Source organism: Streptomyces sp. NPDC059787 (assembly GCF_042732315.1).
GTDB classification, from domain to species: domain Bacteria; phylum Actinomycetota; class Actinomycetes; order Streptomycetales; family Streptomycetaceae; genus Streptomyces; species Streptomyces atrovirens.
Map to the genome: position 1 here is coordinate 71125 of NZ_JBHWHX010000021.1, position 24121 is coordinate 95245.

Consider the following 24121-nt stretch of genomic DNA (forward strand, 5'->3'; position numbering starts at 1 on the left):
GCCGGCAACTCACCACAAACCCCCCCCGGTACGCGTACAGGTACACCAACCCCAGCTCAGGTCCCGGGGGGTGGGGGGCGCCGGGTGTAACCCGGGGCGCCCGCCTCCTAGTTGAGCAGCGCCCGCGCCGCCTGCGCCTGACCCCGGATCTGTTCCGCCGCCGGCCCGTCCACCGCCGCCACCAGCTCCGCGTACGCCTCCAGCTCCCGCGCACCGTCCTGGAAGTCACCGCGCCGCACCAGCAGCTGCGCCCGCTCGTACCGCAGCCGCGCCGGGTGCGAGGGGAGGAGCAGGGACAGGTCCACCGCCCACAGCCCCACACCCGAGTGCTCGGGACGCGCCGCCGACCACGCCCGGATGTTGTTCAGGATCCGCAGGACGACGTCCGGCGTCCCCGCCGGCGTCAGCATCGAAGCCTCCAGCGGCGCCCCCGTCGCCCCGGTGACCAGCAGCTCCGCGTCGGCGCCGGTCAGCACCCGGCCCCCGTCGAAGGGGTCGGCGAGCACCTGCCCCTCCGCCTCCCCGAAGCCGACGACGAAGTGCCCGGGGAGCGCCACCCCGTACACCGGCGCCCCCGCCCGCCGGGCCACCTCCATCCACACCACCGACAGCAGGATCGGCAGCCCGCGCCGCCGCCGCAGCACCTCGTGCAGCAGCGACGACTCCAGCCGCTGGTAGTCGTCCGCAACGCCGTGGAAGCCGTACCGCTCGCCGAGCAGCTCCCGCAGCGCCTGCGCCCACGCGCGCGGGGAGCCGGGCCGGTAGGGCAGCTCACCGGCCAGCCGGTCCAGCTCCACCTCCACGGTGTCCATGCCCGCCTCGTCCAGCGTGCCGTCCGCCTCCGCGCCGACCAGCAGGCACAGCGTGGACAGGTCCGGCCGCTCGCAGCGGGCCTCCTCGGCGAACCGCCGGCGCAGTTCGGCGGAGCGCTCGGGCGACGGGGGATGCGGAGCGCGCATACCCGGTTCGTGCCCGCTCACGGCGCTCCCTCACCTGCCGGAGCCGACGATTCCGGCGCGCGGTGGTGGTGGTACGCGTGGTGCGCGGCGAAGCCCATGCGGTGGTACAGCGCCCGCGCCCCCGCGTTGTCGTCCTCGACCTGGAGCCAGGCCGCCGAGGCGCCCTCGTCCAGCGCCCGCCGGGCCAGCGCCGCCATCACGGCCGTCGCCAGCCCCCGCCGCCGCTGCGCCGGGTCCACCTCGACCGCCGCGAACCCGGCCCACCGCCCGTCCACGACACACCGCCCGATGGCGGCCGGCGCGTCGTCGCCGGGCACGGTCGCGAACCAGACGGAAGGCCCGCTCCCCAGCACCCGCAGGGCCACCTCGCTCGCCCCCTTGCGCCGATACCGGGCCAGCCACGCCTCGTCGGCCTCCCGCGACAGCACGACCCCGGACGGCTCCCCGCCCAGGTCGGCGACCGGTGCCAGCGGACCCGTCCACAGCTCGGCGGTCACCTCCCGCACCCAGCCCCGCCGCTCCAGCTCCGCGCACAGCGGTTCCTGCGTCCCCTCGGCGCCGGTCGCGGTCTGCACGTACGCGGGCAGCCCCCGCGCGGCGTACCAGCGGCGTACGGCCGTCAGCGCGTCGTCGAGCGGCACACCCGGGTCACCGAGCGGCAGTACGGAGTTGGCCCGCCGCGTGAAGCCCGCCCGTCGCCCGACCACCGCCCCCCACGGACGCTCCCCCGGAGCCGAACGCCCGGGGGGACCCCCGTCACGCGGCACCTCCTCGACCGCGGCGCGCAGCTCCCACTCGCCCAGCCACTCGCTCTCCACGGGCCGCCACGCCCGCGCGGAGACCCGCGCCAGCTCCTCGTACGAGGCCGCGGGACCGCGCCGACGCGCCGGTGCGGACGGCACGATCTTGCCCGCGACCAGCGCGGACTCCGCGACGCGGACACTTTCCCCGCTCTTCTTTGTGATCCGCAGCACACCGTTGTCCCATGATGTGAGAACACCGACCGTGTCGGTGAACTTCTCACCCGAGGGACCATGTTCGATCAAGCTCCGTACGGAGACCCGTTTTCCCACGTCAGCAGTGGTGATACGGACCTCGAGGCGCCCGGCGGCAGAGATTTCCACAGGTCAGTTCACCCCTCCTGTTCGGATCATGCCCAGGAACGGAGATACTAGGGGCGGGCATCGACGACGCCGCGCTCCCGCGCGCCAGGCGGCGGAGCCTGAGGAGGCCCGCCAGCGCCCTATCGAGGAGGAACGACAGCGTGACCTACGTCATCGCGCAGCCTTGTGTCGACGTGAAGGACAAGGCGTGCATCGAGGAGTGCCCGGTCGACTGCATCTACGAGGGCCAGCGGTCCTTGTACATCCACCCGGACGAATGCGTCGACTGTGGTGCCTGTGAGCCGGTCTGCCCGGTCGAGGCGATCTTCTACGAGGACGACACTCCGGAGGAGTGGAAGGACTACTACAAGGCGAACGTCGAGTTCTTCGACGAGCTCGGCTCGCCCGGCGGCGCCAGCAAGCTGGGTCTGATCGAGCGGGACCACCCGTTCATCGCCGCGCTGCCGCCGCAGGCGTAGCCCGTCCTGGTCCCGTACGGCACGATCCCCGCGATCGCCGTACGGGGCCGAGGTGTTCGCCGGACCAGAAAGTGAGCCCGTACCCGTGTCCGCAGTCTCCGACCGGCTGCCCACCTTCCCCTGGGACAAGCTGGAGCCGTACAAGAAGACGGCCGCCGCGCACCCCGACGGCATCGTCGACCTCTCGGTCGGCACGCCCGTCGACCCGGTGCCCGAGCCGATCCAGAAGGCCCTGATCGCCGCGGCGGACTCACCGGGCTATCCCACGGTCTGGGGCACCCCGGAGCTGCGTGACGCGCTCACCCGCTGGACGGAGCACCGGCTGGGCGCCCGCGGGGTCACCCACCACCACGTCCTGCCGATCGTCGGCTCCAAGGAACTGGTCGCCTGGCTCCCCACCCAGCTCGGACTCGGCCCCGGCGACAAGGTCGCCTTCCCGCGCCTGGCCTACCCGACGTACGAGGTCGGCGCCCGTCTCGCCCGCGCGGAGCACGTGGCGTACGACGATCCGACCGAGCTGGACCCGACCGGCCTGAAGCTGCTCTGGCTGAACTCCCCGTCCAACCCGACGGGCCGGGTGCTGTCCAAGGAGGAGCTGACCCGGACCGTCGCCTGGGCCCGCGAGCACGGCGTCCTCGTCTTCTCCGACGAGTGCTACATCGAGCTGGGCTGGGAGGCCGACCCGGTCTCGGTGCTGCACCCCGACGTCAACGGCGGGTCGTACGACGGCATCGTCTCGGTCCACTCCCTGTCCAAGCGGTCCAACCTCGCCGGTTACCGCGCCGCGTTCCTGGCCGGCGACCCGGCGGTCCTCGGTCCGCTGCTGCAGATCCGCAAGCACGGCGGGATGATGACCTCCGCGCCGACCCAGGCGGCCGTGGTCGCGGCCCTGGGCGACGACGAGCACGTCCGCGTCCAGCGGGAGCGCTACGCGGCCCGCCGCACCGCCCTGCGCGAGGCCCTGCTGGGACACGGCCTCCGCATCGAGCACAGCGAGGCCAGCCTCTACCTGTGGGCGACCCGCGACGAGTCCTGCTGGACCACGGTCGCCCACCTCGCCGACCGGGGCATCCTGGTCGCCCCCGGCGACTTCTACGGCCCGGCGGGCGAGAACTTCGTCCGCGTGGCCCTCACCGCGACGGACGAACGCGTCCGCGCGGCAGTGACCAGACTCGCCGTCTGACCTGGCGATGGGCACGCCCCGGCCCGGCTGACCGGCCGTGGGTACGGTGAGTGCTTGTCGACCGGGTGCCCGGCGTTGTGGGCTGTGCCCACCCGTTCCGCCCTGCGGAACGACTGCCCACAGCCGGGCCGGACACGAACGACGGGACCTGGGAACTCCCAGACCCCGTCGTCGTGACAGGCCGGTCCTCAGCCGACCGGCAGCCCCTTCACGGGCGCACCCTTGGTGAGGGACCCGGCGGCCTTCTTCACGGTCTTACCGGCGCCCGGCGCCATCTTGTCGGCACCACCCGCGGTCTTCGTGACGTCCTTCGTCACGTCGTCCACGGTGTCGCCGGCGGCCCCGTCCACAGCGGTCAGCCCGCCGAGGTTCGGCGCGGCCGGCAGTTCCGGGGCCGCACTGGCGGAACCGGCCGCGCCGACCCCGGCGGCCGCTCCCGCGGCAACGAGCAGCGCGGCACGGGCGATCCGACGGGTCAGGGGGAGGGACATGGTGCTCCTTCGACGGGAGAGAACGCTGACGCCGTGACTACCGTCCGACCGCCGGGAAGGTTGCGGCGGGGCAACGCAAAGAGTTGGCAATGCGTCGCATTATCGGCCGTACATGACGCCTGCGGGTGACTCCCCGCACGCCTGCACGGTCGTACTCCCGCGCGGTCGCGCTACGGCATCGTCGTGATGGTCACGGCCCCCGCACCGTCCGTGGACCCCGAGCCCTCCGCGTTCTTGCCGTCCACCGGCCGCCACCGGCTGTCGGTGTGCCCGGCCGTCCACTCCCGCCCCGCGTACGACACCCGCTTTATGCGCAGCTCGGAGGCGTTGGCCACGGCCCAGTGGGCCAGCTGCCAGCCACGCGCCCCGGCATCGGCGCCCTCCTCGACGGTGACCGGAAGCCGCACGGTCCCCCCGTCGGATTCCACCGGAGCAGCGCTCACCGAGGGCGAGGGCGAGGGCGCAGCCCCCACCTCCGCACCGGCCGGCTCCAGCGCGTCCCGCCCGAAGTCCCGCGCCAGCGCCGCCCGCACCGCGTCCGCACCCGCCGCCCGCGTCACCGCCGGACGGCCCTCGCAGGTCAGCGTCGCCGCCGAGCGCCCGGTGAGGGCGGCGGCCAGCAGCGCGGCGTCCGGCTCGTGCTTGGCGTACGCCTGCGGGAAGCCGCTGCGCTGCACCCGCTGCGCGGCGACGGTGAGCGGCAGCCGGGTGTAACCCGGCACCTCCTCCAGGTGCTCGTAGAACTTCTCCGCCGCGTACGCCGGGTCCATGATCTCCTTCGGCGTGCCCCAGCCCTGCGAGGGACGCTGCTGGAACAGGCCCAGCGAGTCACGGTCGCCGTGCTCGATGTTGCGCAGCGCCGACTCCTGCAGCGCGGTCGCCAGCGCGATCGTCACCGCCCGCTCGGGCAGCTCGCGCGCGGTGCCCACGGCGGTGATCGTCGCCGCGTTCACCGCCTGCTCGGGCGTGAACTCGTACGTCGCCCCGTCGCCCTTGCCCGATACGACCTTGCAGCCCGGAGCGCCGGTGCGGCCGGTGTCGTACTGCACCACGACGTATCCGGCGACCGCGGACAGCACCACGAGGCCCCCGCTCCAGCGGAGAAAACGGCCGCGACGTGTGCGCTTTGAAGGAAGTGACGGCTCTGGCACGCGTACAAGGTACTGGAGAGTACGGTTCCATGTGAGCCAGGTGCGGACAGTGGTCCGAACGCCCGGCGCGCTAGGGTCGACGGCATGGCCGACACCCCGCTTGACCTCACGTTGGACGCCGCGCGCCTGACCGCGCAGCTCGTCGACTTCCCCTCCGAGAGCGGCACCGAGAAGCCGCTCGCGGACGCGATCGAGGACGCGCTGCGCGCCCTGCCGCACCTCACGGTCGACCGCTACGGAAACAACGTCGTGGCCCGTACGCGGCTGGGGCGCCCGGAGCGGGTGATCCTCGCCGGCCACATCGACACGGTCCCGATCGCGGACAACGTCCCCTCCCGGCTCGACGGCGACGGCGTGCTGTGGGGCTGCGGCACCTGCGACATGAAGTCCGGCGTGGCCGTCCAGCTGCGCATCGCGGCCACGGTCCCCGCGCCCAACCGCGACCTGACCTTCGTCTTCTACGACAACGAGGAGGTCGCCGCCGACCTCAACGGTCTGAAGCACGTGGCCGAGGCGCACCCCGAGTGGCTGGAGGGCGACTTCGCGGTGCTCCTCGAACCCTCCGACGGACAGGTGGAGGGCGGCTGCCAGGGCACACTGCGGGTGCTGCTGAGGACCACCGGTGAGCGCGCCCACTCCGCGCGGAGCTGGATGGGCTCCAACGCGATCCACGCCGCCGCCCCGATCCTCGCCCGCCTGGCCGCCTACGAACCCCGCCACCCGGTGATCGACGGACTGGAGTACCGCGAGGGCCTGAACGCGGTCGGCATCTCCGGGGGAGTGGCCGGCAACGTCATCCCCGACGAATGCGTCGTCGGCGTGAACTTCCGCTACGCCCCCGACCGCAGCGAGGAGGAGGCCCTCGCCCATGTCCGTGAGGTCTTCGCGGACTGCGGGGTGACGGACTTCGTCGTCGACGACCACAGCGGCGCGGCGCTGCCCGGCCTGTCCCACCCGGCCGCGGCGGCCTTCATCGAGGCGGTGGGCGGCACCCCGCAGCCCAAGTACGGCTGGACGGACGTCTCCCGTTTCTCGTCGCTGGGCATCCCGGCGGTCAACTACGGTCCCGGCAACCCCCATCTGGCGCACAAGCGGGACGAGCGCGTGGACACCGCGAAGATCCTCGCGGGGGAGGAGCGGCTGCGGTCCTGGCTGACGGCGTGACGCGGACCGGGTTTGCGCCGCTGTGTTCCGGACATGCTCAGGTCCCTCGTACGTAACCCGTGTGGATCTACGCTGAGGTGGAACGACTGGCACGACGGAGGGAGCGTACATGGCTACCGGCAACCCCGAGGGGAAGCAGCAGCCGCCGGAGGAGAAGCGCCTGGGGCCGGTCCTCCGCCGGCGGGGCCAGGTGCAGGCGAGCACCACCGACCAGCGGCTGCTGGACGAGCGGGCGCCCACGGACTGGGTCCACACCGACCCCTGGCGGGTGCTGCGCATCCAGTCGGAGTTCATCGAGGGCTTCGGCACGCTCGCCGAACTCCCGCCCGCCATCAGCGTCTTCGGCTCGGCGCGCACACCGGTGGACTCGGCGGAGTACGAGGCGGGTGTCCGGCTGGGCCGGGGCCTGGTCGACGCGGGCTTCGCGGTGATCACCGGCGGCGGTCCGGGCGCCATGGAGGCGGCCAACAAGGGCGCGCTCGAGGCGAAGGGGATGTCGGTCGGCCTGGGCATCGAACTGCCCTTCGAGCAGGGGCTGAACCCCTACGTCGACATCGGCCTGAACTTCCGGTACTTCTTCGTCCGCAAGATGATGTTCGTCAAGTACGCCCAGGGCTTCGTCGTCCTGCCCGGCGGCCTCGGCACCCTGGACGAACTCTTCGAGGCCCTGACCCTCGTCCAGACCCAGAAGGTCACCCGCTTCCCCATCGTCCTGTTCGGCACGGACTACTGGGGCGGCCTGGTCGACTGGCTCCGCCACACGGTCGTCGCCCAGGGCAAGGCGGCGGAGAAGGACCTGCTGCTGTTCCACGTCACGGACGACGTGGAGGAGGCGGTGGCCCTGGTCTCGAAGGAGGCGGGCCGCTAGAGGTCTTCTGAGGGGCGCCTTTTTGACGTGCCGAGTCGGGTGGCTGGGTGGGCAAAGGCCGGGGGTCCGGGGGCGGGAAGGGGCGGCGGGGGCGAGAACTTCTACGCCAGCCCCCTCCGGGCAACAGCCGGCTCCCGCTCCCCGGCGATCGCCGACACCATGTCCAGCACCTGCCGGGTCTCGGCGACCTCATGCACCCGGTACACCTGCGCCCCCAACCACGCGGACACCGCCGTGGTCGCCAACGTCCCCACCACCCGCTCCTTCACCGGCCGGTCCAGCGTCTCCCCCACGAAGTCCTTGTTGGACAAGGAGACAAGCACCGACCACCCGGTGGAGACCATCTCCCCCAACCGCCGCGTCGCCTCGAGACTGTGCCGCGTGTTCTTCCCGAAGTCGTGCCCCGGATCGATCATCACCGACTCCCGGGGCACCCCCAGCGACACCGCCCGCTCCGCCAGCCCCACGGTCACGTCGAGAATGTCGGCCATGACGTCGTCGTACGTCACCCGGTGCGGCCGGGTCCGCGGCTGGGCACCACCCGCGTGGGTGCACACCAGCCCCGCCCCGTACCGCGCGGCGACCTCCGCGAGCCGCGGATCGACCCCGCCCCACGCGTCGTTCAGTACGTCCGCGCCCGCCTCGCACACGGCCTCGCCCACCTCGTGCCGCCAGGTGTCCACGCTGATCACGACGTCCGGGAAGCGCCGCCGCACCTCGGCGACGAAGCCGACCGTCCGCCGCGCCTCCTCCTCGGCCGTGACCTCCTCGCCCGGCCCGGCCTTCACCCCGCCGATGTCGATGATCGCGGCGCCCTCCGCCACCGCCTGCTCCACCCGCATCAGCGCCGGCTCGTCGCGGAACGTGGCGCCCCGGTCGTAGAAGGAGTCCGGGGTCCGGTTCACGATCGCCATGATGACCCGCTCGTGCGGTGCGAATTCCCGCCTGCCCAGCCTGAGCATCCCCTGTGACCTCTTCCTCGTACGATCCCGGCCCGGGCCGCCTTTCGAACGCCCGGCGGCCCCGACTGCCAGACTCGCATGGCACGATCGGAGCCACACATCCGACTCCGACTCATCCGACCGTGGGGGCCCCGGCGATGGTTATGTTCCTGTTCCTGGTCGTCGCGCTCGCCGTCGTGGTCGCCGCGGTGACCCTCGCCGTGGTGGGCGGCGGCGACAGCGCCCCGCTGCCCGAGGCGGCCCCCGAGCGCCTGCGGGACGCCCTGCCGCCCGACCGGCCGGTCAACCGCGCGGACGTGGACGGCCTGCGCTTCCCGCTCGCCGCCCGCGGCTACCGCATGGCCGACGTGGACGACGCCCTCGGCCGCCTCGGCGCGGAACTCGCCGAGCGCGACGACCGGATCGCCGACCTGGAGTCCGCGCTGGCCGGCGCCCGCGCCGCCGCGGCCCGCACCTCCCTGGACAAGCCGGCCCCGCACCACGAGGACGAGCAGCCGTGAGCGACGAAGCAGCCGCTCCCACGGGCTCGGACGGCCTCCCGCGCTGCCCCTGGGCCCTGTCCACCCCGGACTATGTGACCTACCACGACGAGGAGTGGGGCCGCCCGGTCCACGGCGACGACGCCCTCTTCGAACGCCTCAGCCTGGAGGCGTTCCAGTCGGGCCTGTCCTGGATCACCATCCTGCGGCGCCGCCCCGGCTTCCGCGCCGCCTTCGCCGGCTTCGAGATCGCCACGGTCGCGGAGTTCACCGACACCGACCGCGAGCGCCTGCTGGCCGACACGGGCATCATCCGCAACCGCGCCAAGATCGACGCGACCCTCGCCAACGCGCGCGAGCTGGCCGGGTGGGCGCCCGGTGACCTGGACGCCCTGATCTGGTCCCACGCCCCCGACCCGGCCGGCCGCCCGGCACCGAAGACCCTGGCCGACGTCCCCGCGGTGACCCCGGAGTCGACGGCCCTGTCCAAGGCCCTGAAGAAACGGGGCCTGCGCTTCGTCGGCCCGACCACGGCGTACGCCCTGATGCAGGCCTGCGGCCTGGTCGACGACCACTTGGAGACATGCGTGAGCAGAAGCGCCCCGTAAGGGGCGCGGGGCTGTGCCGATGTGCGGCTCCGCCGCGTGGGCGCGATCAACCACAGCGCAGCCGCAGCCCCGAGCTCACCGGAAGCTCACCGGCCCAGATACTTCGGCTTCTCCTTGTTCACGAACGCCCGCACCGCGATCGCGTGGTCCTCCGAGGAGCCCGCCCGGGTCTGGAGCTCGTCCTCCTTCTCCAGGGCCTCCTCCAACGAGTGGCTCAGCCCGTACGCCACGGACTCCTTCAGTGCCGCGTACGCCACCGTCGGCCCCTCGGCCAGCGCCCGCGCCACCTTCTCCGCCTCCGCGCGCAACTCCGCCGCCGGGACCAGCCGGTTGGCGATGCCCAGCTCGTACGCCTCCTGCGCGGAGATGCTGCGCGGGAAGAGCAGCAGGTCGGTGGCGCGCCCGGGGCCGATCACGCGCGGCAGCGTCCAGGAGATCCCGGAGTCCGCGGTCAGCGCGACCCCGGCGAACGAGGTGTTGAACGCCGCCGTGTCCGCGACGATCCGGTAGTCCGCGGCCAGCGCGAAGCCGAAGCCGGCGCCCGCCGCGACCCCGTTCACCGCCGCGACCACCGGCTTCGCGGCCCCGGCGATCGCCTTCACGATCGGGTTGTAGTGCTCGCGCACCGTGCTCATCGTCTGTCCCGAACCGGTCTCCCGGTCCTCGATCAGCAGCCCGATGTGCTCCTTGAGGTCCTGTCCGACGCAGAACGCCCGGTCCCCGGCCGCGGTCAGCAGCACGGCCCGTACGGCGTCGTCGTCCGCGGCGGACCGGACCGCGTCCCGGAGGGCGACCTTCGCCGCGACGTTCAGCGCGTTCATCGCCTGCGGGCGGTTGAGCGTGATCGCCGCGAGTCCGTCGCTCACCTCGTAGAGCACGGTGTCGGCCATGGCGTATCCCTCCGTGTGGCGGCTCGGGACCTACCGGCCGGTACGTCCCCGTCTGCAGGACAGCATGACGGAGATCACCGGCCGTGGCGGGCGGCCGACGTGTGACCTGCGTCAAACGAATCCGGTCCGTTTCCGATCACCGGACGTGCGTGCGGTGGCGCAGTATCGCAGTCACATCGCCGAATTGAGTGGTTTTGCTCGCGCGCGTTGCTCAAGCGATGCCGACCGATGTTGGTCATCGGGTCCCGCCATGCGGGATAATGGCCTGGAAGCAATGTGTTCGATGCCGGTGGCGTGTGTCCTGCTTCAAGGACCGCAGGTGCCCTTCAGTGGGCCGTCGGCTCAGACGGTTTAGCTGGGTTTCAGGAAGGGGAACGAGCATGGCGGCCATGAAGCCGCGGACGGGTGATGGCCCGCTCGAGGTGACCAAGGAGGGGCGGGGCATCGTCATGCGCGTTCCGCTCGAAGGCGGCGGTCGGCTCGTCGTCGAGCTGACCCCGGACGAGGCCGACGCGCTCGGCGACGCCCTCAAGAAGGTCGTCGGCTGACGCGCAAGCGACCATACCCTTTCAGCCGCCCCGGCGCCGCACGCGGTGCCGGGGCGGCTGTTTCGCGTACGGGCGAAAGGGCGCGCGGGCCGGGTCCGCCGGTCACCGCTTGACGGCGCAGAGCAGCCCGTCCCCCACCGGCAGCAGCGACGACACCAGTTCCGTGCTCTCGCGTACGGTCCGCACCAGCTCCCGCAGGCGCAGCACCTCCGTGGGCTGCGGTCCGGAGTCCACCGTGCGTCCGTTCGCGAAGAGCCCTTCGAAGGCGACCAGGCCTCCCGGGCGCAGCAGACGCAACGATTCGGCGAGATAGTCCTGGTACTCCTGCCGGTCGCCGTCGCAGAAGACCAGGTCGTAGCCGGCGTCCGCGAGGCGGGGCAGGACGTCCAGCGCGCGGCCCGGGATGAAACGGGCCCTGTTCCCGGCGAAACCGGCGTCGCGGAACGCCTGGCGGGCGGACTGCTGGTGCTCCGGCTCCTGGTCGACCGTGGTCAGTACCCCGTCCGGCCGCATCCCGTGCAGCAGGTGGATCCCGGAGACCCCGCAACCGGTGCCGATCTCCGCGACCGCCTTGGCGTCCACGCTGGCGGCGAGCAACCGCAGCGCCGCGCCCGTACCGGGCGACACCGAGCGCAGCCCCGCGTCACGGGCCCGGTCACGGGCCCAGTGCAGTGCTTCGTCCTCGGCGACATAGGCGTCGGCGAACGCCCAGCTCGTCTGCCGGTTGGCGGTAATGACCCTCTCCTGTCCCCGTGGAAGCCTCGGCGTGACTGTATCCGTTGGCGTCGGGAACCCGCAGATGGGACCGGTCGTTTAAAGGGATGAGCAAGTGGCGTGTGCTGTGACGGGGGGCAGGGAGTGGACGAGGACGCCGAGCAAGTGCTGACGCAGCCGTACGAGCCGTGGCAGCCCAGATCAAATTCTCGTAAAACCGCTTATCCGGAGCTAACGGGCGAGGTGGCTATGGTAGGGGCTCCACTGGACACCACCAGAGCCGATAGGGGAGGTGCGGCTGCGCCTGTGGATCGCGCAGGAGTGCTGTGGCGCTTCCTCGGATCGGCGGGCAGGCCGAAATCCGTGAACAACACCGCTGCTGACCATGACCGCGCCGGCGACCCGGCCCAGACCGCGACTTTCTCCACCGACGCGGACGGGCAGGCGTGGACTCCGCCCACCTGGGAGGAGATCGTCAGCATGCACAGCGGCCGGGTCTACCGGCTCGCCTACCGCCTCACCGGCAACCAGCACGACGCCGAGGACCTCACCCAGGAGGTCTTCGTCCGCGTCTTCCGCTCCCTGTCGACGTACACGCCGGGCACCTTCGAGGGCTGGCTGCACCGCATCACCACCAACCTGTTCCTGGACATGGTCCGCCGCAAGCAGCGCATCCGCTTCGACGCGCTGGGCGACGACGCGGCCGAGCGGCTGCCCAGCAAGGAGCCGACGCCGCAGCAGGTGTTCAACGACGCCCACTTCGACGCGGACGTCCAGCAGGCCCTCGACACCCTCGCCCCCGAGTTCCGCGCCGCCGTCGTCCTGTGCGACATCGAAGGACTGTCGTACGAGGAGATCGCGGCCACCCTGGGCGTCAAGCTCGGCACCGTCCGGTCCCGGATCCACCGCGGCCGTTCCCAGCTGCGCAAGGCCCTCGCGCACCGCTCGCCCAAGGCGCGCGCGGAGCGCCGCTCCTTCGTGCCGCGTGTTCCCGCACTGGGAGGAGGAGGCGCGAGCGCGTGAGCGGTTCACAGCCGAAGTCTTCCGAGGGACACCTCGCAGAGCAGCACCTGGGAGACCGACTCTCCGCCCTGGTGGACGGAGAGCTCGGTCATGACGCGCGCGAGCGCGTACTGGCGCACGTCGCCACCTGCGCGAAGTGCAAGGCGGAGGTGGACGCGCAGCGCCGTCTGAAGAACGTGTTCGCGCAGGCGGCCCCCCCGCCGCCCTCCGAGAGCTTCCTGGCCCGCCTCCAGGGGCTGCCGGCCGGGGGCGATCCCGGCGACGGCGGCTCACCGCTGGGCGGCGGAGGGCTGCCGGGTGGCACGCCGGGACGGTTCGGCGGGAGCTCCGGGGTCTTCGGGACCAGACGGGGCGAGCGCTTCGAGTTCGCCTACGCGCCCGACCGGCGGCACGGAGGCGCGCTGCCGGCCGCCGCGGGCGGCCGGGGCTTCGCCGTCCATGACGTCAGCCGCCACGAGAGCGACCGGCCGTCCTCCCGCGGGCTGCGGTTCGCGTTCGTCGCCGCCGGGGCGGTGTCGCTGGCCGCGATCGCGCTCGGCGGGGTCACCGCCACGGGCACGCCCACCGACACGGAGGCGCGCGGCGCGGGCAAGGGCAGCAATGTCACGCCGATGCGCACACAGGGCACGGGTGCGGCGGTGCCCGAGTCCCAGCGGCGTCGCGGCGCGGGACCGCTGCTGGGCCAGCTGACGGGTCAGAGCGCGCCCGCGGACACCCCGGTCGCCCCGACCGCGGTCTCCGCGCCGCTGCTGCCCGGCATCCCGGCGCCGACGGAGCGCCACCCCACGCCGGGCACGCCGATGACGGGCGGTGCGACGGCCGTGTCCCCGCTGATACGACCGCTCACCTCGACCCCGCCGCTCACCCTGACCGCGTGGGCCGTCTCCGCCGGGCTCAAGGATCCCGGCCTCCTCACCGCGGGCACGACACCGGCTCCCACGCCCACGTCCCGCTGAACCGTTCGGTGCGCGGGGGCGCGCGAACCTGGTTGAATCCAGGGGGCGCGCCCAGGCCCAGCCGGGTGCCGAGCCTGTAGTTTCGCGGCCACCGCCGTCGCGCGGTGCCGTGTCCAGCCGTGGGGAGAGCATGAACGAGGGGAAGCCGGGCCCACCGGGGGAGGAGCCGACCACGCGTCCCGAGGGACATGACGGCGACTTCGAACTGGCCCGCCCGCACCGCGAGCCGGCCGCCGCCGGCGACGACCACGAGGGCGACTACGAACTGGACCGCCCCCTGCGGCCCGAGGGCTCCGGGGGCCGACCTCTCGAACCGGCCCCCGACCCTGTGACCTCCGACACACCACCCCCGGCCCCCGATGCCTCCACCGCCGGGACCGACGCCCCCGACGAGCCCGCCGAGGACGCGTCCTCGTCCGTTCCGGCCCCCGGCGTGTCCGGCACCTCCGCCGGGGGCGTGTCCCCGGCCGTCCCGGCCCCCAGTGCCTCCCCCGCGGAGACCGACACCCCTGTCGGGTCCCCGCCCCCGGCCGTTCCAGCCCCCGGAGCGTCCGGCACCTCCGTCGGCTCCGCGTCCCCGGCCGTCCCCGCACCCGCGGTCTCCGACCCGTCGCCGGTGGCTTTCGAGCCCTCCGCCCCCGGGCAGCAGAGGCCCCTGCACGACCCCGATCCCTACAGCACCCCGCCGTACGGCGAACCGGGCCCCTGGGCACCCGCCCCGCCCGTACAGCACCCGGCGACGACACCCGCGCACGGGATGGCGCTCGCGGCGCCTCCCACGCCCCCGGACACGACGCCCCACACCGGTCCCGCGCCGCAGGGCGCACCCCCGGCACCTCCCTCGGGCCCGGGCACAGCCCCGCACGGCACGTCCGCACCGCACGGTGCGCCCACCGTGACGGACATGGCGCCGCCCGGTGCCCCCACGGCCCCCGTCATCCCCGCGCAAGCGCACCCGGACAGTCGGGTGCCCCCGGCCCAGGACGCCCCGGACGCCGACCCCTGGGGGCGTTACGACCCCTGGGCGGCTGCCGCCGCTGCCGCGCCGTTGCAGCAGGCCGGACCCACCGTGGTCGGTGAGAAGCAGAAGCGCCGGCGGGCCCGGCGGGCGCTGATCGGGGCCGCGTTGCTGCTCGCGCTCGTGTCCGGCGGCATCGGCGGGATCATCGGCACGTATCTGGAGCGCAACGGCGGCGTGGGCACCGTGGAGCTGCCGCAGGCCGGCAAGGAGACGGCGGAGCGCGACCCCGGCAGCGTCGCCGGAATCGCCGCACAGGCACTGCCCAGCGTCGTCACCCTGCACGTCAGCGGTGCCGGTGAGGCCGGCACCGGCACCGGCTTCGTGCTCGACGGGCGCGGCCACATCCTCACCAACGACCACGTCGTCGAACCCGCCGGGGACGACGGCGAGATCACCGTCACCTTCCACAGCGGCGACACCGCCGAAGCCACCGTCGTGGGCCGGGACAGCGGCTACGACCTCGCCGTCGTGAAGGTGAAGGGCGTCGGCGGACTCACCCCCCTGCCCCTCGGCAACTCCGACAACGTGCGGGTCGGCGACCCCGTCGTCGCCATCGGCGCCCCCTTCGACCTGGCCGGCACCGTCACCTCCGGCATCATCAGTGCCAGGGAGCGGCCCATCACCGCCGGCGGCGAGGAGGGCGACGGCAGCGACGTGTCGTACGTCGACGCCCTGCAGACCGACGCGCCGATCAACCCCGGCAACTCCGGTGGCCCCCTGCTCGACGCCAGGGCCCGGGTGATCGGCATCAACTCGGCCATCCGCTCCGCCGGCGGCGGCGCCGACCCGGACGCCGGCCAGGCCGGCTCCATAGGACTCGGCTTCGCCATACCCATCAACCAGGGCAAGCGCGTCGCCGAGGAGCTGATCAACACGGGGAAGGCGACCCACCCGGTGATCGGCATCACCCTCGACATGCAGTACGGCGGCGACGGCGCCCGTGTCGCGGAGAAGGGCAGCGACAGCGGCCCCCCGGTCAGCACCGGCGGCCCCGGCGCCAAGGCCGGGATCAAGGCCGGCGACGTCATCACCGAGGTCGACGGCCGGCGCGTCCACTCCGGTGAGGAACTGATCGTCAAGACCCGCGCCCACCGCCCCGGCGACCGCCTCGAACTCACCCTGGAGCGGGACGGCGAGGAGCGGACGGTCACCCTGACGCTCGGTTCCTCGGAGGGCGACTGAGGCGGATGAGCCCTGGGACGGTACCGGACGCACGGGGTGGCCGGGTACCGTGGACCCGGCCCGGACCACGGAAGACCGCAGGCCGCCCCGAGGGCCGAGGACCGAAGGCATCGCGAGGAGCTTCAGGTGTTCAATGACATAGGACCGCTCGAGCTGGTGACGCTCATCGTCCTCGCCGTGCTCGTCTTCGGTCCGGACAAGCTCCCCAAGGTCATCCAGGACGTGACGCGCACGATCCGGAAGATCCGGGACTTCTCGGAGAGCGCCAAGCAGGACATCCGGCAGGAACTCGGCCCGGAGTTCAAGGACTTCGAGTTCGAGGACCTCAACCCCAAGGCGTTCATCCGCAAGCAGCTGGACAACGACGACCTGGGGCTCAAGGAGATCCGTAACGGCTTCGACCTGAAGAAGGAGATGGCCGAGGTCACGGACGCCGTCCACGGCCGCGACACCGACTCCTCGTCGTCCGCCACGCCCCCCTCCGGCGGCCGTGTGGACATGACCAAGAAGCCCGAGACGCCGTCGGCCGACGCCCGCCCGCCCTTCGACGCGGACGCCACCTGAGCCGTCCGGCGCCGGGTCGTACGCCCCCGCGTACGTGACGTGTCTCATACTCCAGCCGGGCCCCGCACGGCCTGATCAGGGCGTCCGCGCGGCCCACGCGCCGGGCGGTTTCCCGGCCCGTGGCGTCAAGGTGGCTATGCTGCCGAGTTGTTGTGCGGAACGGACGAGTACGCCCGAAGGGGGGCGGGCCGCCCGGTCCGACGAGAGCGAGGAGGCGTCCGGCCACATGGAGACGACGAGTTCGGCAGTCGCGCAGGCGCCGGCCGCGGAGGACGGAGAACCCGTTCCCTCCGCCCGGCGTGCCGTCGACGGCTATCTGCGTGCGCCCTTCCCCTGGTACGGCCTCGACGAGGCCTTCACGGGGCAGCGCTGGCTGATGCAGGTCGGACTGGCGGCCGACGGGGCCGTCGAGCACGGATCGGTCGGGCACGGCGACGAGCCCTCGGTGCGCAGCGAGTACACGGCCGGGACCGACCAGGAGACCAAGGAGAAGTTCGCGGTCGTGGTGACCGTGGCCGCCAACCCGGTGCGCCGCAGCGCCGACGGCACCGGTCTGCTGGAGGCCACCTCGGTCTCCTCCGCCGCCTGGCTCGCCGGGGTGGGGCTGCTGTCCTTCACCTGGCCCGGCCAGATGGACCACTCGCTGCGCGACGACTGGCTGGACCAGCAGACGGAGACCGCCTGGGTCCTCGCGGACGACCTGGAGGGCGAGGACTGGTCGACGCTCTCCCTGCCCGTGGACGGGGTACCGACGCCGTTCCACTACCGGGAGTCCGAGTTCGGCTGGGTGCTCGCGGGCTCCACGCAGGCGGGCGTGCACGTGGGCGCGTACGGCAGGGGCATGAGCGCGTACGGCCTCGGCTTCGCCGTGGTCAAGGACATCACCGCGTACGACGCCTGAGCGGGCAGACGCACGGAAGGGCGCCATCCGGTACCGGACGGCGCCCTTGCGCGTGAGAACCCTCAGAACTTGTTGCGCGGGGTGAGCCCCAGGGACATGCCCGACAGGCCCCGCTGCCGCCCGCCCAGCTTGCCGGCGATCGAGCGGAGCGCCGAGCCCGCCGGGGAGTCCGGGTCGGACAGCACCACGGGCTTGCCCTCGTCGCCGCCCTCGCGCAGCCGGACGTCGATCGGGATGGCGCCGAGCACCGGCACGTTCGCACCGGTCGTACGGGTGAGGCCGTCGGCGACCGTCTGGCCGCCGCCCGTACCGAACACGTCGACCATCTCGCCGCAGTGCGGGCAGGGCAGGCCGGACATGTTCTCGACCACGCCGACGATCTTCTGGTGCGTCTGCACGGCGATGGAGCCCGCCCGCTCGGCCACCTCGGCCGCCGCCTGCTGGGGCGTGGTGACGACGAGGATCTCGGCGTTCGGCACGAGCTGGGCGACGGAGATCGCGATGTCACCGGTGCCGGGCGGCAGGTCCAGGAGCAGCACGTCCAGGTCGCCCCAGTACACGTCCGCCAGGAACTGCTGGAGCGCGCGGTGCAGCATCGGACCGCGCCACACCACGGGCGCGTTGCCCGGGGTGAACATGCCGATGGAGATGACCTTCACGCCGTTCGCCGACGGCGGCATGATCATGTTCTCGACCTGGGTGGGACGCCCGTCCGCACCCAGCATGCGCGGCACCGAGTGGCCGTAGATGTCGGCGTCCACGACACCGACCTTCAGCCCGTCGGCCGCCATCGCCGCCGCCAGGTTCACCGTCACCGACGACTTGCCGACGCCGCCCTTGCCGGACGCGACCGCGTAGACCCGGGTCAGGCTGCCCGGCTTGGCGAAGGGCACCTCGCGCTCGGTCTGGCCGCCGCGCAGCGCGGTCGCCAGCTCCTTGCGCTGCTCGTCGCTCATGACGTCCAGCGTCACGTCGACCCGGGTGACGCCCTCGACCCGGGAGACCGCGTCCGTCACGCGCTGCGTGATCGTGTCCCGCATGGGACAGCCGGAGACCGTCAGGTACACGGTGACCGCGACCGCCCCGTCCGCGCCGATCTCCACCGATTTGACCATGCCGAGTTCGGTGATGGGCCGGTTGATCTCGGGGTCGTTCACCGTCGCCAGTGCCTCGCGCACCGCGTCTTCCGTAGCCATACGGACGATGGTACGGCGCCGGGTACACCCGCCGGTAAGTACGTCAGTGGTCGTCTGCGTCACGTCCGGGCGGGTGTTCCGCCCGCATCGCCGGGAAAGAACCCTGATGGTCCTTGTGCCCGTTCTGCCGTCCCTCCAGTTCCTTGACCATGTCCTGGAGCTCCGAGCGGATCCAGTCCCGCGTGGCCACCTCCCCGAGCCCGATCCGCAGGGCGGCGATCTCCCGGGTCAGGTACTCGGTGTCCGCGATCGACCGCTCGTTCTGCTTGCGGTCCTGCTCCAGGTTGACCCGGTCCCGGTCGTCCTGCCTGTTCTGCGCGAGCAGGATCAGCGGAGCCGCGTAGGAGGCCTGGAGCGACAGCATCAGGGTCAGGAAGATGAACGGGTACTCGTCGAAGCGCAGCTCCTTCGGCGCGGACACGTTCCACACCACCCACAGGATGATGACGAACGTCATCCAGACGATGAACCGCCCGGTGCCCAGGAACCGCGCGACGCTCTCCGAGAGCCGCCCGAAGGCCTCCGGGTCCCACTCGGGCAGGATGCGGCGCCTGGGAGGGCGCGGCTGGTCCAGACGGGGCGTGCGCGGCCGTCCGGCGGCCGTGGCGCCCACCGGCACGCGCTCGCGCACGCCGTCGCGCTCAGGAGCCATCGGTCACCACCCCCTCGTCCTCGTCCTCGCCGAGGTGGAACTCGGTCTCCCGCCAGTCGTCGGGCAGCATGTGGTCCAGTACGTCGTCCACCGTCACCGCGCCCAGCAGCGACCCCGCCTCGTCGACCACGGGCGCCGCCACCATGTCGTACGTGGCGAAGAACCCGGCGACCACGGGCAGCGCCGCGTCCGGGTCCAGGGGCTGGAGGTCGTCGTCGAGGATCGAGCCGACCAGCGTGTACGGGGGGTCGCGCAGCAGGCGCTGGAAGTGGACCGTGCCCAGGTACTTGCCGGTGGGCGTCTCCTCGGGCGGGCGGCAGACGTAGACCTGTGCGGCGTGCGCGGGGGAGAGGTCCGGCGCGCGGATGCGGGCGAGGGCGTCCGCGACGGTCGCGTCGGGCCGCAGCACGATCGGCTCGGTCGTCATCAGACCGCCCGCCGTGTGCTCCTCGTACGACATCAGGCGCCGCATGTCGGCCGCGTCGGAGGGCTGCATCAGGCTCAGCAGCCGCTCCTTGTCCGCCTCGGGCAGCTCGCCCAGCAGGTCGGCCGCGTCGTCGGGGTCCATGGCCTCCAGGACGTCGGCGGCGCGCTCCTCCTTCAGCTTGCCGAGGATCTCGATCTGGTCGTCCTCGGGCAGCTCCTCCAGTACGTCGGCGAGCCGGTCGTCGTCGAGGGCGGCGGCCACCTCCGCGCGCCGTTTGGGGGAGAGGTGGTGCAGGACGTTGGCGAGGTCGGCGGGGCGGAGCTGTTCGAAGGTGGCGAGCAGGTTCTCGGCGCCCTGCCCCTGCTCCTCCAGGGAGAACCCGGTGACGGCCGACCACTCGACGGTCAGCGCCTCGCCCTTGCCGCGCCGGAACGCGCCGCCCTTCTTCCCCTTGCGCACGAAGACCCGGTCGATCTCCCACTCGCGGCGGGCCGGGAGCTGGTGCACCGACAGGTCGAGGACGGTGACCTCCTCGCCGCTCTCCACGAGCGTCACCCGCCGGTCGAGCAGCTCACCGAAGACGAGCCGCTCGGTGGGCCGCTGCTCGAAGCGCCGCACGTTGAGCACCCCGGTCGTGATGACCTGGCCGGACTGCACCGCGGTCACCCGGTTCATGGGCAGGAAGATACGGCGGCGGGTGGAGAGTTCGACCACCATGCCGAGCAGTCGCGGCGGACGCCGGCCCGGTCGCAGGACGACGACCAGGTCGCGCGCGCGTCCCACCTGGTCGCCGGCCGGATCGAAGACGGCGACACCGGAGACGTGCGAGACGAAGAACCGGGGGGCGCCCCCTGCCATGGCCGCCACTCCTTCCCGTGCGGGGTCTTTCGTTGCCGTGTAATGCCTGCTGCGTCTGTTATCCGGATTGCCCGCTCGGATGGGCTTCAGGCTAGCCCGTACCGATCATCCGTGCGCCGGCGACCGGTCCGGACGGACTGGCTCCGTTCGGTTCGTCCGGCCCCGGTACTCTGCGGTACGCCGTTCAGGTCCCCCGTCAGAGAGGCAGCCCACCTGTGATTCCGATCTACCGGGGCCGTTCCCGCAGGGCCGTGCTGGCCGGCGCCGTGTGCGCGCTGCTCGTGACGGGGACGGCGCTCACGGGATGCTCCGAGGATCCGAACGAGGGCACCAACGGTGTCGGCAGACTCTCCGCCGACCAGATCCGGAGCAGGTCCCAGAAGGCCGCCGAGTCGGTCGGCACGGTACGGCTGCACGGCACCGTGGTCACCAGCGGACGCACGTACACGCTGGACATGCGGCTGAAGGAGGAGGGCGGAGTCGGCTCGGTCACCACCGAGGGGGAGACGTTTCGCCTGCTGCGGGTCGACGACGAGCTGTACCTGAAGGCCGGTGCCGAGTTCTGGGGTCACGAGGACGGCAAGGAGGACGACGGCAAGGCGGACGCGGCGGCGGCCGGCAAGCTCGCCGAGAAGTATGTGAAGGTGCCGCAGGACGATCCGTCATACAAGAAGTTCATCGGCTTCACGGACAAAAACGTCCTCCTCGACGGTCTGCTGACCCTGCACGGCGAACTGGCCACGGACGGCCACCACGAGCAGTCGGGCGTACGCACCATCCGCGTCACCGGCGACGAGGGCTCCGGCGGCACCCTGGACGTCTCACTTGAGGGCAAGCCGTACCCGGTGCGCCTGGTACGCGCCGGCAAGGCGGGCACCCTCACCTTCTCGTCCTGGGGCACCGACTTCGACCTGAAGGAACCGGCCGAGGACGAAACCCTCGACTACGGCAAACAGCTTCCGACGTCCTAGGCCTGCCGCTTCTTCTTCTTGTTCCTGAGCAGCAGCCGGGGCAGCCCCGCCGGGACGGGGCGCCGGGTCGTCACCGGCGTCGGCAGGGGGGCCTCGGCCAGGGAGCCGTCGGGGAGCGGGGCCGTCGCCCCGGTCGGCTCCAGGCGCAGGACGCGGCACTCACGGGCCCAGCGCCCGGTCATCGCCTCGCCGTCGGGCGCGTTGAGCCGCTTGCCCTTGAGCTCGGCGACCGCCGCCGCCCACTCCTCGGAACCCGACGGCAGTTCCACGACCGTCGCCGTCCAGGAGACCAGCCGGCCGCCCTTGTCCTTGCTGCGGACCGTCACCTCGGCGGACACGCCGTCGGCCAGCCCCGGCAGCGGCTGCTCCCCGGGCCCGTCGCCGACCACGCACGCGGCGCCCTCGTGCCACACGTGCCACAGCGCGCGGGCCGGGGCGCCGGGCCCCTCGACCCAGACGAGGCCGGACTTCTTCGTGGCCTCCTCGATGAGGGCCCGGTCGAGCAGCGCACTTGTCATGGGGCCAGCCTATCCAGGCGCTCCCGGGGTGCTCAGAGCCAGCCGTTGCGCTTCAGCGTGCGGTGGATGCCCAGACAGATGGCCACCGTGACACTGAGGATCACCGGATAGCCGTACCTCCAGTGGGTCTCCGGCATGTAGTCGAAGTTCATCCCGTACACCCCGCACACCATCGTCGGTACGGCGACGATCGCGGCCCACGAGGTGATCTTCCGCATGTCCTCGTTCTGCGCCACGGACGCCTGGGCGAGGTTGGCCTGGAGGATGGAGTTCAGCAGTTCGTCGAAGCCGATGACCTGCTCCTGCACCCGGGCCAGGTGGTCGGCCACGTCCCGGAAGTACTTCTGGATGTCCGGGTCGATCAGCCGCATCGGCCGCTCGCTCAGCAACTGCATCGGCCGCAGCAGCGGCGACACGGCCCGCTTGAACTCCAGTACCTCACGCTTGAGTTGGTAGATCCGCCCGGCGTCGGTGCCGCGCGGGGTGCCCTTGCGGCCCGGCGAGAACACCTCCGTCTCGACCTCGTCGATGTCGTCCTGCACCGCGTCGGCCACCGCGATGTAGCCGTCCACCACATGGTCGGCGATGGCGTGCAGCACCGCCGAGGGGCCCTTGGCCAGCAGCTCGGGGTCGTCCTGGAGGCGGTGCCGCAGGGCCCGCAGGGAGCCCTGCCCGCCGTGCCGGACGGTGATGAAGAAGTCCCGGCCGGTGAAGCACATCACCTCACCGGTCTCGACGACCTCGCTGCTGGCGGAGAGCTCGTCGTGGTCGATGTAGTGGACGGTCTTGAAGACCGTGAACAGGGAGTCGTCGTAGCGCTCCAGCTTGGGCCGCTGGTGGGCCTGGACGGCGTCCTCCACGGCCAGTGGGTGCAACCCGAACTCCCGCGCGATCCCGGCGAATTCGGCCTCGTTCGGCTCGTGCAGACCGATCCACACGAAGCCTCCGTCGCGGCGCACCAGCCGCATCGCCTCGTGCGGGGTGAGCGGGCCGCCCTCGGTGACGAGGCGGCGGCCGTCGCGGTAGACGGCGCAGTCGACGACGGCGGTGGTCGTCGCGGGGTCACGGGTGGCGTCGTACGGGCCGCTCTCCTTGCGCAGCGAGATGCGGGAGGAGGGACGGACCACGGCGCGCAGGTCGCGGATCATCGACATGACGGGCTCCTTCGCGGGCAGGCAACGAAAGGCGCCGGAACGACGGGTGGAACAACCCGGAATGAGGACGTCCTGGACTGCGGATGTTTGGCGCGTCCACAAAGCGGGGAGCACCGCACCGTCGCGGTGGCGAGCTTCGTCGCTGATACAGCTACTGGGGCAGATCAGGCAGAACGAAACGAAGTGCTCTTCCGATGAAGACGCGCGGACGAAAGGCGGGAGCCAGACAGGAGCAGCTACATCAGCGGGCGGAAGAGCGGGTGCTACTGCACGGTCGACTTCGGTCCATGCCAGCCCCACCTCCTCCGGCCGGTCCCCCGTGAGGGACGATCCACAATCCCCTTGGGGGATTCCCCCCTCTGAACGGGGAGCGTCAAGGCGTTCGGGACGATCGGACGCTTCTGCGTGCTGCCCGAACCACCGGCCAAGCGTATCAGCCGACTGCCATGTCAAGGCTCTGCTTTGCCCGGTACTGACGAGTTCTATGCTCGCCGCATGGCTGATGTTCTTCCTCTGGTCGAGGCCCGGTTGCGTACGACGCTGGGCGAACCGGACGCCCGCGCGGCGGTCACCTTCCTGGGCACGGACCGCATCGAGGTGCTGCGCTTCCACGAGGGCGACCTCGTGCGCTACGCCACCCTCGGCATGTCCGCGCAGCCCATGGCCGACCCCACGGCGGTGATCGCGGACCCGGTCAAGGGACCGCGCGTCGAGCTGGTGCTGTCCGTCCGGGGCGGTGTCGCCGACACCGACAAGGTGCTCCGCCCGCTCGCCGTGCTCGCCGCGTCCCCGCAGGTCGAGGGAGTGGTCGTGGCCCCCGGCGCCTCGCTGGACGTGGGTGAACCGCTGTGGCCCGGCGCCCCGTTCACCTCGGTGCTGGTCGCCGAGCCGGGCGGCCTGGTGGAGGACCTGGAGCTCGACGAGCCCCTGGACCCCGTACGGTTCCTGCCGCTGCTGCCGATGACCCCGAACGAGGCCGCCTGGAAGCGGGTGCACGGCGCCCAGGCCCTCCAGGAGCGCTGGCTGAACCAGGGCACGGACCTTCGGGATCCGTCCCGCGGGTCCGTGCCGCTGGAGTGAGCGAGGTCACCGACGACCG

The 24121-nt window shown here is 72.3% G+C and carries 26 protein-coding genes; 14 read left to right on the plus strand and 12 right to left on the minus strand.

Annotated elements, in window-relative coordinates; genetic code table 11:
- Positions 1-107 precede the first annotated feature (107 nt).
- Both ACFV5H_RS21060 and ACFV5H_RS21065 read right to left on the minus strand, forming a co-directional pair.
- Positions 108-959, minus strand: a complete 852-nt coding sequence (locus ACFV5H_RS21060) for a tetratricopeptide repeat protein (protein WP_385055987.1) — start codon at positions 957-959, stop codon at positions 108-110.
- Positions 960-976: 17 nt separating this feature from the next.
- The gene (locus tag ACFV5H_RS21065) at positions 977-2083 is read right to left on the minus strand and encodes a GNAT family N-acetyltransferase (RefSeq protein WP_385196632.1); all 1107 of its coding nucleotides are present in this window, start codon (positions 2081-2083) and stop codon (positions 977-979) included.
- A gap of 140 nt (positions 2084-2223) precedes the next feature.
- Here ACFV5H_RS21065 and fdxA point away from each other — a divergent pair, with 140 nt between their 5' ends.
- A complete protein-coding gene (gene fdxA, locus ACFV5H_RS21070) occupies positions 2224-2541 on the plus strand; it encodes a ferredoxin (RefSeq protein WP_004926152.1) in 318 nt (105 codons plus the stop codon).
- A gap of 85 nt (positions 2542-2626) precedes the next feature.
- Complete coding sequence (locus ACFV5H_RS21075) at positions 2627-3724, plus strand: bifunctional succinyldiaminopimelate transaminase/glutamate-prephenate aminotransferase (protein ID WP_385196635.1); 1098 nt, start codon at positions 2627-2629, stop codon at positions 3722-3724.
- Between the two features lie 188 nt (positions 3725-3912).
- On the opposite strand, the gene ACFV5H_RS21080 is transcribed toward ACFV5H_RS21075, so the two are convergent.
- A complete protein-coding gene (locus tag ACFV5H_RS21080; RefSeq protein ID WP_385055995.1) occupies positions 3913-4215 on the minus strand; it encodes an ATP-binding protein in 303 nt (100 codons plus the stop codon).
- A 170-nt stretch (positions 4216-4385) separates the two neighbouring features.
- Complete coding sequence (locus tag ACFV5H_RS21085; protein ID WP_385196637.1) at positions 4386-5366, minus strand: heavy metal transporter; 981 nt, start codon at positions 5364-5366, stop codon at positions 4386-4388.
- 84 nt (positions 5367-5450) lie between these two features.
- Here ACFV5H_RS21085 and dapE point away from each other — a divergent pair, with 84 nt between their 5' ends.
- Both dapE and ACFV5H_RS21095 read left to right on the plus strand, forming a co-directional pair.
- On the plus strand, positions 5451-6530 hold the full coding sequence (gene dapE / locus ACFV5H_RS21090; RefSeq protein WP_385056001.1) for a succinyl-diaminopimelate desuccinylase: 1080 nt from the start codon (positions 5451-5453) through the stop codon (positions 6528-6530).
- A gap of 109 nt (positions 6531-6639) precedes the next feature.
- Positions 6640-7398: a TIGR00730 family Rossman fold protein gene (locus tag ACFV5H_RS21095; RefSeq protein WP_385056004.1), complete on the plus strand. Its 759-nt coding sequence runs from the start codon at positions 6640-6642 to the stop codon at positions 7396-7398.
- Positions 7399-7499: 101 nt separating this feature from the next.
- Here the strand turns inward: ACFV5H_RS21095 and folP are convergent, their stop codons facing one another.
- Complete coding sequence (gene folP / locus ACFV5H_RS21100; RefSeq protein WP_385056007.1) at positions 7500-8360, minus strand: dihydropteroate synthase; 861 nt, start codon at positions 8358-8360, stop codon at positions 7500-7502.
- Positions 8361-8497: 137 nt separating this feature from the next.
- On the opposite strand from folP, the gene ACFV5H_RS21105 reads away from it, so the two are divergent.
- Entirely contained in the window at positions 8498-8860 is a 363-nt protein-coding gene (locus tag ACFV5H_RS21105; RefSeq protein WP_385056009.1) for a DivIVA domain-containing protein, read from the plus strand.
- Positions 8857-9447, plus strand: coding sequence for a DNA-3-methyladenine glycosylase I (locus ACFV5H_RS21110; protein WP_385056012.1), 591 nt, complete (start codon positions 8857-8859; stop codon positions 9445-9447). Before ACFV5H_RS21105 ends, ACFV5H_RS21110 begins: the two co-directional genes overlap by 4 nt.
- 86 nt (positions 9448-9533) lie before the next feature.
- Here the strand turns inward: ACFV5H_RS21110 and ACFV5H_RS21115 are convergent, their stop codons facing one another.
- On the minus strand, positions 9534-10337 hold the full coding sequence (locus ACFV5H_RS21115) for an enoyl-CoA hydratase/isomerase family protein (protein ID WP_385196639.1): 804 nt from the start codon (positions 10335-10337) through the stop codon (positions 9534-9536).
- 380 nt (positions 10338-10717) lie between these two features.
- Here ACFV5H_RS21115 and ACFV5H_RS21120 point away from each other — a divergent pair, with 380 nt between their 5' ends.
- Positions 10718-10885: a DUF3117 domain-containing protein gene (locus tag ACFV5H_RS21120; RefSeq protein WP_003966491.1), complete on the plus strand. Its 168-nt coding sequence runs from the start codon at positions 10718-10720 to the stop codon at positions 10883-10885.
- 102 nt (positions 10886-10987) lie between these two features.
- Here ACFV5H_RS21120 and ACFV5H_RS21125 read toward each other — a convergent pair whose 3' ends face one another.
- Positions 10988-11686 (minus strand): O-methyltransferase, encoded by a 699-nt coding sequence (locus ACFV5H_RS21125; RefSeq protein WP_073932321.1) that lies wholly within the window; start codon positions 11684-11686, stop codon positions 10988-10990.
- Between the two features lie 276 nt (positions 11687-11962).
- Here ACFV5H_RS21125 and sigE point away from each other — a divergent pair, with 276 nt between their 5' ends.
- From sigE to ACFV5H_RS21150, 5 genes are all read left to right on the plus strand, one after another.
- Positions 11963-12622: an RNA polymerase sigma factor SigE gene (gene sigE / locus ACFV5H_RS21130; protein ID WP_073932592.1), complete on the plus strand. Its 660-nt coding sequence runs from the start codon at positions 11963-11965 to the stop codon at positions 12620-12622.
- Entirely contained in the window at positions 12619-13578 is a 960-nt protein-coding gene (locus ACFV5H_RS21135) for a zf-HC2 domain-containing protein (protein ID WP_385196641.1), read from the plus strand. The genes sigE and ACFV5H_RS21135 overlap by 4 nt, the downstream gene beginning before the upstream one ends.
- 130 nt (positions 13579-13708) lie before the next feature.
- Positions 13709-15781: a trypsin-like peptidase domain-containing protein gene (locus ACFV5H_RS21140; protein WP_385196643.1), complete on the plus strand. Its 2073-nt coding sequence runs from the start codon at positions 13709-13711 to the stop codon at positions 15779-15781.
- 126 nt (positions 15782-15907) lie between these two features.
- Positions 15908-16345 carry a sec-independent translocase gene (locus ACFV5H_RS21145; RefSeq protein WP_385056023.1) on the plus strand — a complete coding sequence of 146 codons (438 nt, stop codon included), beginning with the start codon at positions 15908-15910 and terminating at the stop codon, positions 16343-16345.
- A 226-nt stretch (positions 16346-16571) separates the two neighbouring features.
- Positions 16572-17246, plus strand: coding sequence for a hypothetical protein (locus ACFV5H_RS21150; protein ID WP_385056026.1), 675 nt, complete (start codon positions 16572-16574; stop codon positions 17244-17246).
- Positions 17247-17308: 62 nt separating this feature from the next.
- On the opposite strand, the gene ACFV5H_RS21155 is transcribed toward ACFV5H_RS21150, so the two are convergent.
- From ACFV5H_RS21155 to ACFV5H_RS21165, 3 genes are read right to left on the minus strand one after another with little or no spacing between them, the layout of a single operon-like run.
- Positions 17309-18442 carry an Mrp/NBP35 family ATP-binding protein gene (locus ACFV5H_RS21155; protein ID WP_385056029.1) on the minus strand — a complete coding sequence of 378 codons (1134 nt, stop codon included), beginning with the start codon at positions 18440-18442 and terminating at the stop codon, positions 17309-17311.
- Between the two features lie 43 nt (positions 18443-18485).
- Complete coding sequence (locus ACFV5H_RS21160; protein ID WP_385056032.1) at positions 18486-19094, minus strand: DUF1003 domain-containing protein; 609 nt, start codon at positions 19092-19094, stop codon at positions 18486-18488.
- On the minus strand, positions 19084-20379 hold the full coding sequence (locus tag ACFV5H_RS21165) for a magnesium transporter MgtE N-terminal domain-containing protein (RefSeq protein WP_385196645.1): 1296 nt from the start codon (positions 20377-20379) through the stop codon (positions 19084-19086). Before ACFV5H_RS21165 ends, ACFV5H_RS21160 begins: the two co-directional genes overlap by 11 nt.
- Before the next feature lie 215 nt (positions 20380-20594).
- Here ACFV5H_RS21165 and ACFV5H_RS21170 point away from each other — a divergent pair, with 215 nt between their 5' ends.
- On the plus strand, positions 20595-21350 hold the full coding sequence (locus ACFV5H_RS21170; protein ID WP_385056037.1) for a hypothetical protein: 756 nt from the start codon (positions 20595-20597) through the stop codon (positions 21348-21350).
- On the opposite strand, the gene ACFV5H_RS21175 is transcribed toward ACFV5H_RS21170, so the two are convergent.
- A complete protein-coding gene (locus ACFV5H_RS21175; protein WP_385196648.1) occupies positions 21347-21868 on the minus strand; it encodes a hypothetical protein in 522 nt (173 codons plus the stop codon). The genes ACFV5H_RS21170 and ACFV5H_RS21175 overlap by 4 nt on opposite strands.
- A 32-nt stretch (positions 21869-21900) precedes the next feature.
- Positions 21901-23022 carry a magnesium and cobalt transport protein CorA gene (locus ACFV5H_RS21180; protein WP_385056043.1) on the minus strand — a complete coding sequence of 374 codons (1122 nt, stop codon included), beginning with the start codon at positions 23020-23022 and terminating at the stop codon, positions 21901-21903.
- Positions 23023-23517: 495 nt separating this feature from the next.
- Between ACFV5H_RS21180 and ACFV5H_RS21185 the strand changes: the two genes are divergently transcribed.
- Positions 23518-24102, plus strand: a complete 585-nt coding sequence (locus ACFV5H_RS21185; protein ID WP_385056046.1) for a suppressor of fused domain protein — start codon at positions 23518-23520, stop codon at positions 24100-24102.
- Positions 24103-24121 lie beyond the last annotated feature (19 nt).

Bases quoted from the DNA above. Each gene is read 5' to 3' on its own strand.
- ACFV5H_RS21060 (WP_385055987.1), bottom strand. From the start codon at position 959: ATGCGCGCTCCGCATCCCCCGTCGCCCGAGCGCTCCGCCGAACTGCGC.
- ACFV5H_RS21080 (WP_385055995.1), bottom strand. From the start codon at position 4,215: ATGTCCCTCCCCCTGACCCGTCGGATCGCCCGTGCCGCGCTGCTCGTT.
- dapE (WP_385056001.1), top strand. From the start codon at position 5,451: ATGGCCGACACCCCGCTTGACCTCACGTTGGACGCCGCGCGCCTGACC.
- ACFV5H_RS21095 (WP_385056004.1), top strand. From the start codon at position 6,640: ATGGCTACCGGCAACCCCGAGGGGAAGCAGCAGCCGCCGGAGGAGAAG.
- folP (WP_385056007.1), bottom strand. From the start codon at position 8,360: ATGCTCAGGCTGGGCAGGCGGGAATTCGCACCGCACGAGCGGGTCATC.
- ACFV5H_RS21105 (WP_385056009.1), top strand. From the start codon at position 8,498: ATGGTTATGTTCCTGTTCCTGGTCGTCGCGCTCGCCGTCGTGGTCGCC.
- ACFV5H_RS21115 (WP_385196639.1), bottom strand. From the start codon at position 10,337: ATGGCCGACACCGTGCTCTACGAGGTGAGCGACGGACTCGCGGCGATC.
- ACFV5H_RS21120 (WP_003966491.1), top strand. From the start codon at position 10,718: ATGGCGGCCATGAAGCCGCGGACGGGTGATGGCCCGCTCGAGGTGACC.
- ACFV5H_RS21140 (WP_385196643.1), top strand. From the start codon at position 13,709: ATGAACGAGGGGAAGCCGGGCCCACCGGGGGAGGAGCCGACCACGCGT.
- ACFV5H_RS21150 (WP_385056026.1), top strand. From the start codon at position 16,572: ATGGAGACGACGAGTTCGGCAGTCGCGCAGGCGCCGGCCGCGGAGGAC.
- ACFV5H_RS21155 (WP_385056029.1), bottom strand. From the start codon at position 18,442: ATGGCTACGGAAGACGCGGTGCGCGAGGCACTGGCGACGGTGAACGAC.
- ACFV5H_RS21160 (WP_385056032.1), bottom strand. From the start codon at position 19,094: ATGGCTCCTGAGCGCGACGGCGTGCGCGAGCGCGTGCCGGTGGGCGCC.
- ACFV5H_RS21165 (WP_385196645.1), bottom strand. From the start codon at position 20,379: ATGGCAGGGGGCGCCCCCCGGTTCTTCGTCTCGCACGTCTCCGGTGTC.
- ACFV5H_RS21175 (WP_385196648.1), bottom strand. From the start codon at position 21,868: ATGACAAGTGCGCTGCTCGACCGGGCCCTCATCGAGGAGGCCACGAAG.
- ACFV5H_RS21180 (WP_385056043.1), bottom strand. From the start codon at position 23,022: ATGTCGATGATCCGCGACCTGCGCGCCGTGGTCCGTCCCTCCTCCCGC.
- ACFV5H_RS21185 (WP_385056046.1), top strand. From the start codon at position 23,518: ATGGCTGATGTTCTTCCTCTGGTCGAGGCCCGGTTGCGTACGACGCTG.